The sequence below is a fragment of the Streptomyces sp. NPDC043870 genome (genome assembly GCF_056435785.1).
In genome coordinates, this window is the sequence record NZ_JBWKDT010000025.1 from 22350 (window position 1) to 36889 (window position 14540).

Below are 14540 nucleotides of genomic sequence, written 5' to 3' on the forward strand. Positions count from 1 at the left end.
GGAGCACGAGCCATGCACAGCCCCCAACCCCTGCCGCGCTGGGCCGACCCCGACGTCCCCGCCGCGTCGCTCGACCCGCAGAGCCTGTCCCGCCGCGGCCTCCTGCGCCGCGCGGGGCTGTACGGCGCCGCCTTCGCCGGCGCCGCGTACACCGGCGCGTCCGCACTCGCCCCGACCCCGGCCGAGGCCCGCACCCCGTCGCACCACCCGTCCCACGGCGGGGACGACCCGCACCTCGTGTACCTGGTCGGCGACCACCACATCCACTCGGTGTACAGCCACGACGCGAAGTACACCTTCTCCCAGCTCGCCACCGCGGCCTCCCGCTACGGCCTCGACTGGATGGTCCTCACCGAGCACAGCAACATCGGCCACCATCAGGCCGGCGGAGCCGAGGCCGAGCACCGGGAGATCCTCAGGGCCCGCGCCGAGAACCGCCGCATGCTGATCTTCCAGGGCCTGGAGTGGTACATACCCGGAGCCGAGCACGCCACCGTCTTCTCCGCCCCGAGCCGCCACGAGGTCGACCTGCTCACCCGCTTCGAGCGGGAGTACGACGGCAAACTCCTCGGATACACCGCGGGCGCCCCCGGCCACCCCGACACCCCGCGCAACGAGGCGCACGCCGTCAAGGCCCTCCAGTGGCTCGACCGGCAGCGCAACAGCGGATACGTCGACGACGTCCTCGTCCTCGCCAACCACCCGCTGCGCCTCGGTATCGACTCCCCGCACGAGCTGCGGGCCTGGCGGGACGCCGCACCCGGCATCATGATCGGCATGGAGGGTGCACCGGGCGCCCAGGGCGCCGCACACCCCGGCCGCGGCACGTACAGCATCCGCGGCGAGTACGAGAACGCCCCCTCCGCGCACTCCTTCCCCGGCTACCCGCGGGAGGCGTACGTGACCTATGGCGGCTTCGACTGGGCGACCGCCACCGTCGGCGGCCTCTGGGACGCCATGCTCGCCGAGGGCAAGCTCTTCTCGATCACCTCCAACTCGGATGTGCACCGGGTCGTGTTCGACACCTGGCGCAACGGCGACTGGCTGCCGGGCCAGAACTTCGACAACACCGGCCGCCTCCCCGACCCGGTCGACACCACCGAGCCGCAGCCCGGCAGCGATCTGTGGCCCGGCCAGTTCAGCCGTACGCACGTCGGCGTGACCTGCTATGGCTACCGCCACGTCATGGCCGGACTGCGGGCCGGCCGGGTCTGGGTCGACCACGGTCAGCTCGTCGACGGCATCGAGGTACGCGTCCACCGCCCGTACGGGACCGGCCGTGGCGTCACACTCGGCGGCCGGCTGCGGGTCCGCCGCGGTGAGCAGGTGACCCTGACCGTCACCGTCACCACCGCGTCCCGCCCGAACCACCACGGTGAAGTGCCCGGCCTCGCCCATCTCGACGTCATCCGGGGCGCGGTCCGCGGCGCGGTCACGGACCGCGACGAGTGGCGCGCCCCCGACACGCGGGTCGTGCACACCGCCGACGTCTCCGGCCGCCGCGGACGCTACACGCTGCGCATCCCGCTCGGCCGGATCGACGAGTCCTGCTACGTACGGCTGCGCGGCAGCGACGGGAAGCGCAACGGCCCCGGCCTCCTCGGCGCGGCGGTCGACCCGCACGGGCCGATCGCGCACGAGCCGGGCAACGGCGACCCGTGGCTGGACACCTGGTGCTACACCAACCCGGTGTTCATCGACGTCGTGCGGTAGACCGTCGCGGGGCGGTCCGGAAAAGGCCCCGGCCGGCGCAGGGGGCGCTCCCCGCCGGCCGGGCCCGTCACACCCCCGAACGCAGGGCGATGCGCTCCTCACCCGCGTACACGTTCATGTCGGGACCACGGAGGAAGCCGACCAGCGTCAGCCCGGTCTCGGCGGCCAGATCCACGGCCAGCGAGGACGGCGCCGAGACGGCCGCCAGCACCGGAATCCCGGCCATCACCGCTTTCTGCACCAGCTCGAACGACGCCCGCCCCGACACCAGTAGGATCGCCCACGACAGCGGCAGCAGATCCTCCCGCAGTGCCCGGCCGATGATCTTGTCGACCGCGTTGTGGCGGCCCACGTCCTCGCGGACGTCGAGCAGTTCGCCGTCCTCCGAGAACAGCGCGGCGGCGTGCAGCCCCCCGGTCCGGTCGAAGACCCGCTGCGCCGCCCGCAGCCGGTCGGGGAGGGCGGACAACAGTGCGGGCTCCACCCGTACCGGGGGAGTGTCGGCGACCGGGAAGCGGGTGGTGGTGCGCACGGCGTCGAGGCTGGCCTTGCCGCACAGACCGCACGACGACGTCGTGTACACATTCCGTTCCAGCGTGATGTCCGGGACCTCGACGCCCGGGGCGAGCTGCACATCGACCACGTTGTACGTGTTCGAGCCGTCGTCCTTGGCGCCCGCGCAGTACACGATCGACCGCACCTCGGCCGCGGCGCCGATCACGCCCTCGCTGACGAGGAAACCGGCCGCGAGCGCGAAATCGTCGCCAGGGGTGCGCATGGTGATCGCCAGGGGCCGTCCGTTCAGCCGGATCTCCAGCGGCTCCTCGGCGACCAGCGTGTCCGTCCGGGCGGAGACCGCCCCGTCCCGGACGCGGATGGTGCGGCGGCGCTCGGTGACCCGTCCCATGGTGATCAGTCCCGATTCTGTACGTGTTGGATTCTGTACGTGTTGGAAGCCGAAGCGGCCCTTGATGCGGAGGTTGCCGTGGGTCACGGGGCCGGTGTGCGACGACGTGACGTCGACGAGCTCATTGTCCTGGACGTGCAGGGTCACATTGCACCCCACTCCGCAGTACGCGCAGACCGTCGTCGTCTCCGTCTGCGCCGATTTGCCGCCGACAAGGCGTGTGGCAGCGTGGAGAACGACAGCCCGTCGAACGACAGGAGCCAGCGATGGCCGGGGAGATCTCGTTCTTCGAACTGGGTGTGGACGACCCCGAGAAGGCCCGCACCTTCTACGGAAACCTTTTCGGCTGGACCTTCGAGGAGGTGCCGACCGGAACCGGCTTCTCGATCACCACGCCCACCGTCCCCGGCGGCGTCCACGGCGCCGACACCGAAGCGGACCCGTACCTCTTCTTCAAGGTCGACGACCTCGACACCGCGCTCGCCCGGGTCGTCGAGCTGGGTGGCACGGTCGAGGGCCCCGACAGCGAGGGCCAGGAGAGCGTCGAGCGCTTCGGGCGCTTCCGCTTCTGCCGCGACGACCAGGGCTCGCCCTTCGGGGTGCACCAGCCGCCGGTGCGCTGAGCGGAGTCTCCAAGACGCGCGGGCGAATCCTGTCGGTTTACCTGCCCTCGTACCCGTGAGTCGCTGACCAGACTGGATGGCTCCTGACGTCGACAGCAGAGGGGGTTTCCCGGGCATGACCGGCACTCGTATCGCCGCGCTCGGGCACTACCAGCCCGCCAAGGTGCTCACCAACCACGACCTGGCGGCAATGGTCGACACCAGCGACGAATGGATCACCAGCCGGGTCGGTATCAGGACCCGCCATGTCGCGGGCCCGGACGAGCCGGTGGACGAGCTGGCCGCCAACGCCGCCGCGAAGGCTCTCGCCGCGGCCGGACTGACCCCCGCCGACATCGATCTGGTCCTGGTCGCCACCTCCACCGCCGTCGACCGCTCCCCGAACACCGCCGCGCGCGTCGCCGCCCGGCTCGGCATGGCAGCTCCCGCGGTCATGGACCTCAACGTCGTCTGCGCGGGCTTCACCCACGCCCTCGCCACCGCCGACCACGCCGTACGCGCCGGGTCCGCGGCCCGCGCCCTGGTCATCGGCGCCGACAAGATGTCCGAGGTCACCGACTGGACCGACCGCACCACCTGCGTCCTCACCGGCGACGGTGCGGGCGCCGCGGTCGTGGAGGCGTGCGACGAGGCAGATGCGGGCATCGGGCCCGTGCTGTGGGGTTCGGTCCCGGAGATGGGCCACGCCGTACGGATCGAGGGCACCCCGGCCCGCTTCGCCCAGGAGGGCCAGTCCGTCTACCGCTGGGCCACCACCCAGCTCCCGCCGATCGCCCGCCGGGTGTGCGAGAAGGCCGGCATCGCTCCCGAGAACCTGGCCGCCGTCGTGCTGCACCAGGCGAACCTGCGGATCATCGAGCCCGTAGCCCGCCGGATCGGCGCGGTGAACGCGGTCGTGGCCCGCGATGTCGTCGAATCGGGCAACACCTCGGCGGCCTCGATCCCCATGGCCCTGTCCAAACTGGTGGAGCGCGGCGAGGTCACCTCGGGAGCGCCGGCCCTGCTCTTCGGCTTCGGCGGAAATCTCTCGTACGCGGGCCAGGTCATTCGCTGCCCCTGAGCGGATCGGCCTGCCGGCGACGAGCAGCGGGCCACCGAGATCATGCGGGCGCGCACCGAACACACGCGCAGGACCTACCACCAGCGTGAGGCCCGGCCTGCGTGCAGCCGCGCTGGAGGTGCGTTTCCGGGCGGCACTGACGCATCCTTGCTATGTGACCTGGTACGGCGCGGCCAGGGCTGGCCCGCAAGCTGAGAGCGGGCCGCAGCGCGGGACGAGCGGCAGTGCCGTCCGCGGCCCGGACGAGCTCGGCCTGGTGCTCGCCGAGGCCGCGGTCAAGGCGGCCGGTGCGGTGGGCGGCTACGCGGGCGGGGTGTACCTGCGCTCCGAGACGCAGGGCCGGCTGCGGCTCGCCGTGCTTTCGGGGCTGCCGGGCATGATGTTCCGTCCCTGGTGGCGTATGCATGTGAACCGGCCCTTCCCCGTGGCCGAGTGCTATCGCAGCTGTCAGCCCATCCACCTCGCCGACGGCGAAGAGGCAATGCGGCGGTTCCCGCAGCTCATCGCCGGTCTGCCGTTCCCGTTCGGGTCCCTCTACGTGCCCGTCCTGAGCGAAACCGACCGGTTCGGGGTGCTCATGGTGCTGCGCCCCGCCACGCCCGGGAAGCCGGTCGACGAGGCCGACAAGCGCCGCATGGACGACGCGGGCCATCGCCTCGGCGCCGCCCTCGCGGAACTGCAGAAGGGCGGCACCGAGGTGCTGTGGCGGGGGGAACCGATCGTGGTCCAGCCCCCCGAACCCGCAGTCCGCCCCGTCCGGATCGGCACCTTCGACTGGGACCTCGGCAGCGGGGCCCTCACGGCCGACGAGGAACTCTGCGCGATCCTCGGCATCGACCCCGCCCACTTCGACGGCACCATCGACGCCCTCACCGCGAAGGTCACCTCCGAGGACGCGTACCAGCTGTGGGCCGTCGCACGGGAAGCCGCCCAGGACGGCCGTCCGGTGGTCCGCAGACTCCGGATCCAGCACGGCGAGGGCCCGCCCTCCCTCGTGGAGCTCACCGGCCGCCCGGTGCACCCGGCCGAGGGCATCGCGACGCGCCGCATCGCCGGATCCCTCATCGACCTCGGCGCGGGTGCGATCGCCACCGAGGCGGGGGACCGCCTTCCCGACGGAGTCTTCTCCCTCGACCGGGGCGGGCGGATCACCTACGTCAACCCCAAGGCCGAGGAGCTGCTCGGGCTCGCCCGCACCGAACTGGCCGGCAGGGTGCTGTGGGAAGCCGTGCCCTGGCTCGCCCGGCCCGCCTACGACGACTACTACCGGGCGGCGCTGATCTCCCACGAACCCGTCAAGTTCCAGGCGAACCGCGGCGAGCAGGACTGGGTGTCGGTCACCCTCTACCCCGGGCATCGCGCACTGACCGTCACGGTCGCCGCCGCCGAAAGCCCCGCCTACGCACCGGGTTCCGTCAGCCGGCCGGGCAGCGGGATCGGCACCTTCGCCTCACCCGCCGACCGGGCCACCGCGCTCTACCGCCCGGTCGCCCTCGCCATCGCGCTGACCGAGGCAGTCACCGCCCGTCAGGTGTCCGCCGTCGTCACCGAAGAGCTGCTGCCCGCGTTCGGCGGCCGCCAACTGGCCATCTACGTCCTTCACGAACGTCACCTCTATCTGGCCTGGGAGACCGGATTCCCGCCCGGCTTCCTCGCCCCCTTCGAAGGCGTCGCACTCGACGCCCGCATCCCCGGCGTCGAAACGCTCACCACCGGCCGCCCGATCTTCTTCGAGTCCATGCAGCAGCTGGCCGCGGCCTATCCGGGTCTCGCCCTCGACGCCTCCGTCGGCGCCCGTGCCTTCCTCCCGCTGATCGCCTCCGGCCGTCCCGTCGGCTCCTGCATCCTCGGCTTCGATCAGCCGCGCGGCTTCGCACCCGAGGAGCGCACCGTCCTCACCGCCCTGGCCGGACTCATCGCGCAGGCCCTCGAACGAGCCCAGCGCTACGACACCGAAGCCGGCGTCGCCCGCGGTCTCCAGTCCGCCCTTCTGCCACACCGGCTGCCCACGGTCGAGAACGTGGAGACGGTAGGGCGCTACCTCCCCGGCACCCAGGGCATGGACGTCGGCGGCGACTGGTACGACGTCATCGAGACCGAAGCCGGCCTGGCCCTCGTCATCGGCGACGTCCAGGGCCACGGTGTCGCCGCCGCGGCGATCATGGGACAGCTGCGCAGCGCCGTACGGGCGTTCGCACTGGCCGGCCGGGAACCGGACGAGGTCATGAGCGGCACCAACCGGCTCCTCATCGACCTCGACCCCGCACAGTTCGCCACCTGCTGCTACGTCCGGTTCGACCCGGCGACGGGCGCCGCCCAAGCCGTGCGCGCCGGACATCCGCAGCCCCTGCTGCGCAGGCCCGACGGCGGGACCGAGGTCCTGAACCTCCCCGGGGGCCTCGTCCTCGGCGTCGACGCCGAGGAGACGTACCCCGTCAGCGAGCTGGCCCTGGAGCCCGGGGCGGTGCTGGCCCTGTACACCGACGGACTGATCGAAAAGCCGGGCACGGACATCGACATCGGCATCGAGCTGCTGCGCGCCACCTTCGCCGAGACCGGTGCCCAGACCATCGCGGAGACCGCCGACCGTCTGATCCGCGAGGCACGCAAAGCCACGGACCGCCCCGACGACATCGCGCTGCTGCTCACGGCCCGCTGGTCGGCCCAGGACTCCGGCCGGACCCTGCCGGGCCCGCAGTGACGGCGGTCAGGGCCGCGCCCTGAACGCGTCGGCGTGCGCTGCCGCCCACTGCCCGAACGTGCGCGGTGGCCGCCCCAGCAGATCGCCGACGGTCGGCAGCACCTGTGACTCGTCGAGCGTCCCGTCGACGTAGAAGCTGAAGAAGGCGTCGACGTACGCGACAGGCATCTGCTCCTCCATCAGCACCCTGGCCTCCTCGTCGGACAGGGCCACGAAGTCCAGCTCACGGCCGAGCACGGAACCGAGAATCCGTGCCCGGTCGGCGGGCAGCAGCGCCTCCGGGCCGGACAGCGCGTAGGCCTTGCCCTCGTGCCCGGACGACGTCAGCGCCAGCGCCGCCACGGCGGCGATGTCGTACGGGTCGACGGTGGCCACCGGTACCCCGGCGAACGGCGCGCGCACCGTGTCGTCCCCGGCGCGCAGACCCTCCGCCCACTCCAGGGTGTTGGACATGAACGAGTACGGCCGCAGGAACGTCCACGGCAGTCCCGACTCCTCGACCGCCGACTCCGCTTCCGTGAGGTAGCGGGTCACCGCGTTCGTCATGTCGCCGGTCGCCACCGCTCCGCCGGAGAGCATCACGACCCGCTCGACGCCCGCCGTACGCAGGGCCGCGAGCGACTCGCGCGCCTGCTGATAGCCCGGCATCAGGAAGACGGCCCGTACATCCTTGAGGACCGCGGCCACCGATTCCGCGCTGTTCAGATCGCCCGACACCCCTTCGGCGCCCTTGGGCAGCGCGGCCGAACCACCCGATCTGCTGAACGCCCGCACGGGAGCGCCCGCTTCGGCCAGTGCGCGAACGAGCTCGGAGCCGACGTTCCCCGTGGCGCCCGTGACCAGAATCATGCGGCAGTCCTTCCGTCGTTCCCTGTCCCGTCCGGCCCATCGTGCTTCGCCACCTGTGGCGACACCAGCGGCACGGCACCGCACGGGGCCCGATCTACGCGGACGGACGCACCCGAACGGCTTTGTCCTCGGTGTGGAGAAAGTTGTGGTGGATTCATGCTCAACTTCTTCCCACCCTGGGAAAGCGCTGCTACGTTCCCCTCGAAAGCCGGCGGACACATCGCCGGAGACGGCCTTTGGAAGGGCGGGGAGGGGCGCGTGAGACGCATGACGGCTCGACCCGCCAACGCGCACCAGGCGCGACTGCTGCGGCTGCTGCGCGACGGCGGGCCCAACTCCCGTGCCCAGCTGGGCGATCAGGTCGATCTCTCGCGGTCGAAGCTCGCCGTCGAGGTCGACCGGCTGCTGGAGACCGGCCTGGTCGTCGCGGACGGGCTCGCCGCCTCCCGCGGCGGCCGCCGCTCGCACAACATCCGGCTCGCCCCCAACCTGCGCTTCCTCGGCGTCGACATCGGCGCCACGTCCGTCGATGTCGCCGTCACCAACGCCGAACTGGAGGTCCTCGGCCACCTCAACCACCCGATGGACGTCCGCGAGGGCCCGGTCGCCGTCTTCGAGCAGGTCCTCGCGATGGCTGCCAAGCTCAGGGCCTCCGGGCTCGCCGAAGGCTTCGACGGAGCGGGCATCGGAGTGCCGGGCCCCGTCCGCTTCCCCGAAGGCGTGCCCGTCGCACCGCCGATCATGCCCGGCTGGGACGGTTTCCCGGTCCGCGAGGCGCTCAGCCAGGAACTCGGCTGCCCCGTCATGGTCGACAACGATGTGAACCTGATGGCGATGGGGGAGCAGCACGCGGGCGTCGCACGCTCCGTCGGTGACTTCCTCTGCGTCAAGATCGGTACGGGCATCGGCTGCGGCATCGTCGTCGGCGGCGAGGTCTACCGCGGTACGACCGGCAGCGCCGGCGACATCGGCCACATCCAGGTCGAGGCCGACGGACGCGCCTGCGCCTGCGGCAACAGGGGCTGCCTGGAAGCCCACTTCAGCGGTGCCGCGCTCGCCCGCGACGCCGAGGACGCGGCCCGTACCGGACAGTCGCCGGAACTCGCCGCACGACTGGAGGCGGCCGGGAAGCTCACCGCCGCCGATGTCGCCGCGGCCGCGGCCGCCGGCGACGCCACGTCGCTCGATCTCATCCGCGAGGGCGGCAACCGCGTCGGCCAGGTCATCGCCGGACTCGTCAGCTTCTTCAACCCGGGTCTCGTCGTGATCGGCGGCGGGGTCACCGGCCTCGGACACACCCTGCTCGCCAGCGTCCGCACCCAGGTCTACCGGCAGTCACTGCCGCTGGCCACCGGCAATCTCCCCATCGTGCTGGGCGAACTGGGCCCCACCGCCGGAGTGATCGGCGCGGCCCGGCTCATCAGCGACCACCTGTTCTCGCCTGCGTGAGGGTTTGAAGGCAGGCGTTCCTCCCCCCCAGAGCTCCGCCTGGGAGATGCCCCCAGGGGTCCCCCAGGACGGAGTCCCAGGGGGAGGCGGGGGAACCTCCCATGCCCGAAGGGCTACGGGGGAGGGTGGGCACGCACCACCACCGGCCCGCACCGGACAGCACCACCGGAACCACGGCACCACCCGAAACGGCACGCGCAGCACCCGCACCCGCCGAGGGGATTCGTCATGGCACCAGATCCACCCGCACCACCGCTCCTCACCATGTCCGGCATCACCAAGTCCTTCCCCGGTGTCCGTGCTCTCGACGGCGTCGACCTGGACGTCCGGGCCGGCGAAGTCCACTGCCTCCTCGGCCAGAACGGCGCCGGGAAGTCGACCCTCATCAAGGTCCTCGCCGGAGCCCACCAGCCCGACGACGGAGAGATCACCTGGCGCGGAGACCCCGTCTCACTGAAGTCGCCCGTCGCCGCCATGCGGCTCGGCATCGCCACCATCTACCAGGAACTCGACCTGGTGGAGGGACTGTCGGTCGCCGAGAACGTCTTCCTCGGGCATGAACCGACCGCCGCCGGATTCGTCGTCCGCGGCCGCGAGGCCCGCCAGACCACCGCCGCGCTCCTGCGCCGCCTCGGCCACCCCGAGATCGACCCGGGGCGCGCCGTCGGTCAACTCTCCGCCGCACAGCAGCAGATCGTCTCCATGGCCCGCGCGCTCTCCCACGATGTGCGCCTCATCGTCATGGACGAGCCGTCCGCGGCCCTCGACCCGGACGAGACCGCCAATCTCTTCCGTATCGTCGCCGACCTCACCTCCGACGGCGTCGCCGTCGTCTACATCTCCCACCGGCTGGAGGAGATCCGGCGGATCGGCGACCGCGTCACCGTCCTCAAGGACGGCCGGGCCGTTGCCGGGGGGCTTCCCGCGAAGGACACCCCTACGCGCGACATCGTTGCCATGATGACCGGCCGCGACGTCGAGTACGTCTTCCCGGACCGGCCCACGACCCCGCCCCGCGGCGAACCCCTACTGCGCGTCGAAGGCCTCGCGAGAGACGGCGAGTTCGCCCCCGTCGACCTCGAACTGCGGCCCGGAGAGATCGTCGGCCTCGCCGGACTGGTCGGTTCCGGACGCTCGGAGATCCTGGAAACCATCTATGGCGCCCGTAAGCCCAGCGCGGGCAGGGTCACCGTCGACGGCCGCCCGCTCACCCCCGGCAGCGTGCGCTCCGCGGTCCACGCCGGACTCGGACTCGCGCCCGAGGAACGCAAGGCCCAGGGCCTGCTCATGCTCGAATCCGTCACCCGCAATGTGTCGGTGTCCTCGCTCTCCCGCTTCTCGCGCGGCGGCTGGCTGGACCGGGGCGCCGAGCGCCGGGCGGCGCAGCAGGCCACCCGGGAGCTTTCGCTGCGACCCGACAACCCCGACGCCCGCGTCCGTACCCTCTCCGGCGGCAACCAGCAGAAAGCCGTCCTCGCCCGCTGGCTGCTGCGTGGCTGCCGCATCCTGCTGCTCGACGAGCCGACCCGCGGCGTCGACGTCGGCGCCCGCGCCGAGCTGTACGCCGTGATCCGCCGGCTCGCCGACGACGGACTCGCCGTCCTCCTCGTCTCCAGCGAGGTCCCCGAAGTGCTGGGGCTCGCCGACCGGGTGCTGGTGCTCCGCGAGGGCCACGTCGTGCACACGGCGCCCGCCGGGGAGCTGGACGAGCACCGCGTACTCGACCTTGTCCTGGAAGGGAGCCCCAGCTCATGACGCAGCCTGCCTCCGAGGCCCCGCAGGCACCGCCGCCGGCGACGGTCAAGTCCACGGCCGCCAGGCGCGGTCGGCCGTCGATGGGACTGCGCGCCGACGTCCGCAACCTGTCCCTCCTCGGCGTCCTCGTCGTACTGATCGCGGTCGGCGGCATCACCAGGCCCGACACCTTCCTGGACACCTCCAACCTCCAGCTGGTGCTCACCCAGGCGTCCGTCATCGGCGTCGTCACCGTCGGCATGACCTTCGTCATCACCAGCGGCGGCATCGATCTGTCCGTCGGGGCGATCGTGGCCCTGGCATCGGTGTGGGCGACGACGGTCGCGACCCAGGGATACGGCTTCGCCGGCATCCTCTTCACCGCGGTCGTCGTCGGTCTCGGCTGCGGACTGGTGAACGGACTGCTCATCGCCTACGGCGGCATGGTGCCGTTCATCGCGACCCTCGCCATGCTCGCCTCGGCGCGCGGGCTCGCCCTGCAGATCACCGACGGCAAGACCCAGATCGTCACCGTGCAGTCGGTCCTCGACCTCGGCGTCCCCGACGCCTACATCCTCGGCATCCCGCCGCTGGTCCTGGTCTTCGCCGCCGTGACCGTCGTCGGCTGGCTGCTGCTGAACCGTACGACCTTCGGACGCCGCACCGTCGCCGTCGGGGGCAACGCGGAAGCGGCCCGGCTCGCCGGCATCGACGTACGCCGCCAGCGGCTCCACCTCTATCTGCTCTCCGGACTGTGCTGCGGGATCGCGGCCTTCCTGCTGATCATCCTGTCCGGCTCCGGTCAGAACACCAACGGCAATCTGTACGAACTCGACGCCATCGCCGCCGCGATCATCGGTGGCACCCTGCTCAGCGGCGGCCGCGGCACCATCGTCGGCTCCGTCCTCGGTGTGCTCGTCTTCACCACCATCACCAACATCTTCGCCCTCAACAATCTGGAGAGCGCCGTCCAGCAGATCGCCAAGGGAGCGATCATCGTGGCCGCCGTCCTGGTCCAGCGCAGCACCTTGCGCAACGGCGAGGCGTGACAGTGCGCGTTGACACAGCGCGTGTGACATCGCGTACGTAACACCTCTCCATCTCCCCCTCCCCGCACGCCCGATCGCACCCTGTCCCGAAAGGGGTTTGTCGCCATGCCAGAAATCCCGGCCACCAGCCGCAGAGGACTGCTCTTCGGCACCGCCGCCGTCTCCACCGGCGCGCTCCTCGCCGCCTGCACCAGCAATGAGCCCAGGAAGCAGGACACGGCCACGAACAATGTCCCGGCGGCCGACGACAAGCCCGGCAAGCCCGTCACCATCGGCTTCGCCGGACCTCAGGCCGACCACGGCTGGCTCAACGCCATCAACGAGAACGCCAAGGAGCGCGCGAAGAAGTACTCCGAGGTGACCCTGGAGATCACCGAGGGCTCGAACGACACCGCGGCCCAGATCGGCCAGATCCAGACGCTGATCAACAAGAAGGTCGATGTGCTGGTGATCCTGCCGGCCGACGGCAAGGCCCTCACCCAGGTCGGACTGCAGGCCATGAAGGCCGGTATCCCCGTGATCAACCTGGACCGGATCTTCGCGTCCCCGCAGGCCTACCGCTGCTGGATCGGCGGCGACAACTACGGCATGGGCCTCAACGCCGGCCGCTACATCGGCGAGCAGCTCAAGGACAAGCCGAACGCCAAGGTCATCGAGCTCGCCGGGATGGACAACCTGGAGCTCACCAAGCAGCGCACCCAGGGCTTCGACGACGCACTCAAGAACTACCCCAACATCAAGAAGGTCGCCCGCCAGGCAGCCGAGTTCACGGTCGAGTCCGGCCAGGCCAAGATGGCTCAGCTGCTCCAGGCGCAGAAGCAGTTCGACGCGCTCTGGAACCACGACGACGACCAGGGCGTGGGCGCCCTGCGCGCCATCCAGCAGGCGGGCCGCAGCGACTTCCTGATGGTCGGCGGCGCCGGGGCCAAGGCCGCGATGGACGCCATCAAGGCCGACAACGGCGTACTGAAGGCGACCGTCCTCTACCCGCCGACGATGGCCGCCTCCGCCATCGACCTGGCCAGGGCGCTGGGCCAGGGCAAGGGCGTCGGCGGCATGGCGGAGCTGGAGATCCCCGCCTCGATCACCCTCTACTCGGCCGTCGTCACCAAGGAGAACGTCGACGAGTACCTGCCGACGGGCTTCAGCTGATCGGGCCAGGGCCTGCCTTGCGGATCGGCCCGGCAAGGTCCGCAGGACAGGCCCTGGCCCGCCCCCACCGAGCAAGCGACGAGGAGGAACCCGTATGGCCGGTATGGAACAGAGGGACAGTGAGGCCGCCCCGCCGACACTCGGCGTCGGCATGGTCGGATACGCGTTCATGGGCGCCGCCCACTCCCAGGGATGGCGCACCGTCGGCCGTGTCTTCGATCTGCCGGCGCGGCCGGTGCTCGCCGCGATCGCCGGCCGCGACGCGGCCGCCGTCCGGGCCGCCGCGGCCAGACACGGCTGGGCGGCCGCGGAGACCGACTGGCGCGCCCTCGTCACCCGCGACGACGTGCAGCTCGTCGACGTCTGCACACCGGGTGACAGCCATGCGGAGATCGCGATCGCGGCGCTGGAGGCGGGCAAGCACGTCCTGTGCGAGAAGCCGCTGGCGAACTCGGTCGCCGAGGCCGAGGCGATGGTGGCCGCCGCCGAAGCGGCCGCCGGGCGCGGCCAGGTGGCCATGGTGGGCTTCAACTACCGGCGGGTGCCCGCGATCGCGTACGCCCGCCGGCTGATCGCGGACGGCCGGCTCGGCGTGCTGCGCCACGTACGGATCACGTATCTGCAGGACTGGCTCGTCGACCCGGACTTCCCGCTCACCTGGCGGCTGGAGCGTGAGCACGCCGGATCCGGGGCGCTCGGGGACCTCGGGGCGCATGCCGTGGACCTCGCGCAGTATCTGGCGGGGGAGCCGCTGGTGGGGGTGTCGGCGCTCACCGAGACCTTCGTCCGGGAGCGGCCACTGCTCGCGGGGGCGTCGACGGGCCTGTCGGCGGCCGCGGCGGACGGGCGCGGGCAGGTCACCGTCGACGACGCGGCCCTGTTCACGGGGCGGCTCGCCTCCGGGGCGCTCGCCTCCTTCGAGGCGACCCGGATGGCCGCCGGCCGCAAGAACGCGCTTCGGCTGGAGATCAACGGGGAGCGCGGCTCGCTCGCCTTCGATCTGGAGCGGTTCAACGAACTGTCCTTCCACGACCACACCGAGCCCGCCTCCTCGGCGGGCTTCCGGCGGATTCTCGTCACCGAGCCGGACCACCCGTATCTGGCGGCATGGTGGCCGCCCGGCCATGCGCTCGGCTACGAGCACACCTTCACCCACCAGGCGCGCGACCTGGTGAACGCCATCGCCGGCGGCACCGGCCCGACGCCGTCGTTCGCCGACGGGCTGCAGGTGCAGCGGGTGCTCGCGGCGGTGGAGGAGAGCGCGGAGAAGAACGCCGTCTACACACCCGTCCCTGTCTGAGGA

11 protein-coding genes and 1 pseudogene are annotated in these 14540 nt (G+C 71.6%); 10 read left to right on the top strand and 2 right to left on the bottom strand.

What is annotated here, in order from left to right:
- Window positions 1-12: 12 nt before the first annotated feature.
- A complete protein-coding gene (locus tag AC0699_RS26450; protein ID WP_478664761.1) occupies window positions 13-1713 on the top strand; it encodes a PHP domain-containing protein in 1701 nt (566 codons plus the stop codon).
- A 67-nt stretch (window positions 1714-1780) separates the two neighbouring features.
- On the opposite strand, the gene fdhD is transcribed toward AC0699_RS26450, so the two are convergent.
- On the bottom strand, window positions 1781-2884 hold the full coding sequence (gene fdhD, locus AC0699_RS26455; protein ID WP_478664943.1) for a formate dehydrogenase accessory sulfurtransferase FdhD: 1104 nt from the start codon (window positions 2882-2884) through the stop codon (window positions 1781-1783).
- A 2-nt stretch (window positions 2885-2886) separates the two neighbouring features.
- On the opposite strand from fdhD, the gene AC0699_RS26460 reads away from it, so the two are divergent.
- The 4 genes and pseudogenes from AC0699_RS26460 (at window position 2887) to AC0699_RS26475 (ending at window position 7004) form a co-directional block, all read left to right on the top strand.
- A complete protein-coding gene (locus tag AC0699_RS26460; RefSeq protein ID WP_478664763.1) occupies window positions 2887-3243 on the top strand; it encodes a VOC family protein in 357 nt (118 codons plus the stop codon).
- A gap of 115 nt (window positions 3244-3358) precedes the next feature.
- On the top strand, window positions 3359-4303 hold the full coding sequence (locus AC0699_RS26465; RefSeq protein ID WP_478664765.1) for a beta-ketoacyl-ACP synthase III: 945 nt from the start codon (window positions 3359-3361) through the stop codon (window positions 4301-4303).
- 12 nt (window positions 4304-4315) lie between these two features.
- Window positions 4316-4393, top strand: a pseudogene (locus AC0699_RS26470) (GntR family transcriptional regulator); the annotation flags it as partial.
- Between the two features lie 28 nt (window positions 4394-4421).
- Window positions 4422-7004, top strand: a complete 2583-nt coding sequence (locus AC0699_RS26475; RefSeq protein WP_478664944.1) for a SpoIIE family protein phosphatase — start codon at window positions 4422-4424, stop codon at window positions 7002-7004.
- A gap of 6 nt (window positions 7005-7010) precedes the next feature.
- Here the strand turns inward: AC0699_RS26475 and AC0699_RS26480 are convergent, their stop codons facing one another.
- Window positions 7011-7853, bottom strand: a complete 843-nt coding sequence (locus AC0699_RS26480; RefSeq protein WP_478664767.1) for an NAD(P)H-binding protein — start codon at window positions 7851-7853, stop codon at window positions 7011-7013.
- Between the two features lie 267 nt (window positions 7854-8120).
- Here AC0699_RS26480 and AC0699_RS26485 point away from each other — a divergent pair, with 267 nt between their 5' ends.
- The 5 genes from AC0699_RS26485 to AC0699_RS26505 all read left to right on the top strand — a co-directional run bounded on the left by AC0699_RS26485 (window position 8121) and on the right by AC0699_RS26505 (window position 14537).
- Window positions 8121-9302 (top strand): ROK family transcriptional regulator, encoded by a 1182-nt coding sequence (locus tag AC0699_RS26485; protein ID WP_478664770.1) that lies wholly within the window; start codon window positions 8121-8123, stop codon window positions 9300-9302.
- A gap of 228 nt (window positions 9303-9530) precedes the next feature.
- Window positions 9531-11057, top strand: coding sequence for a sugar ABC transporter ATP-binding protein (locus tag AC0699_RS26490; protein ID WP_478664773.1), 1527 nt, complete (start codon window positions 9531-9533; stop codon window positions 11055-11057).
- Entirely contained in the window at window positions 11054-12085 is a 1032-nt protein-coding gene (locus AC0699_RS26495; protein WP_478664775.1) for an ABC transporter permease, read from the top strand. Before AC0699_RS26490 ends, AC0699_RS26495 begins: the two co-directional genes overlap by 4 nt.
- 105 nt (window positions 12086-12190) lie before the next feature.
- Complete coding sequence (locus AC0699_RS26500; protein ID WP_478664779.1) at window positions 12191-13237, top strand: substrate-binding domain-containing protein; 1047 nt, start codon at window positions 12191-12193, stop codon at window positions 13235-13237.
- 103 nt (window positions 13238-13340) lie between these two features.
- Entirely contained in the window at window positions 13341-14537 is a 1197-nt protein-coding gene (locus AC0699_RS26505; RefSeq protein WP_478664946.1) for a Gfo/Idh/MocA family protein, read from the top strand.
- Window positions 14538-14540 lie beyond the last annotated feature (3 nt).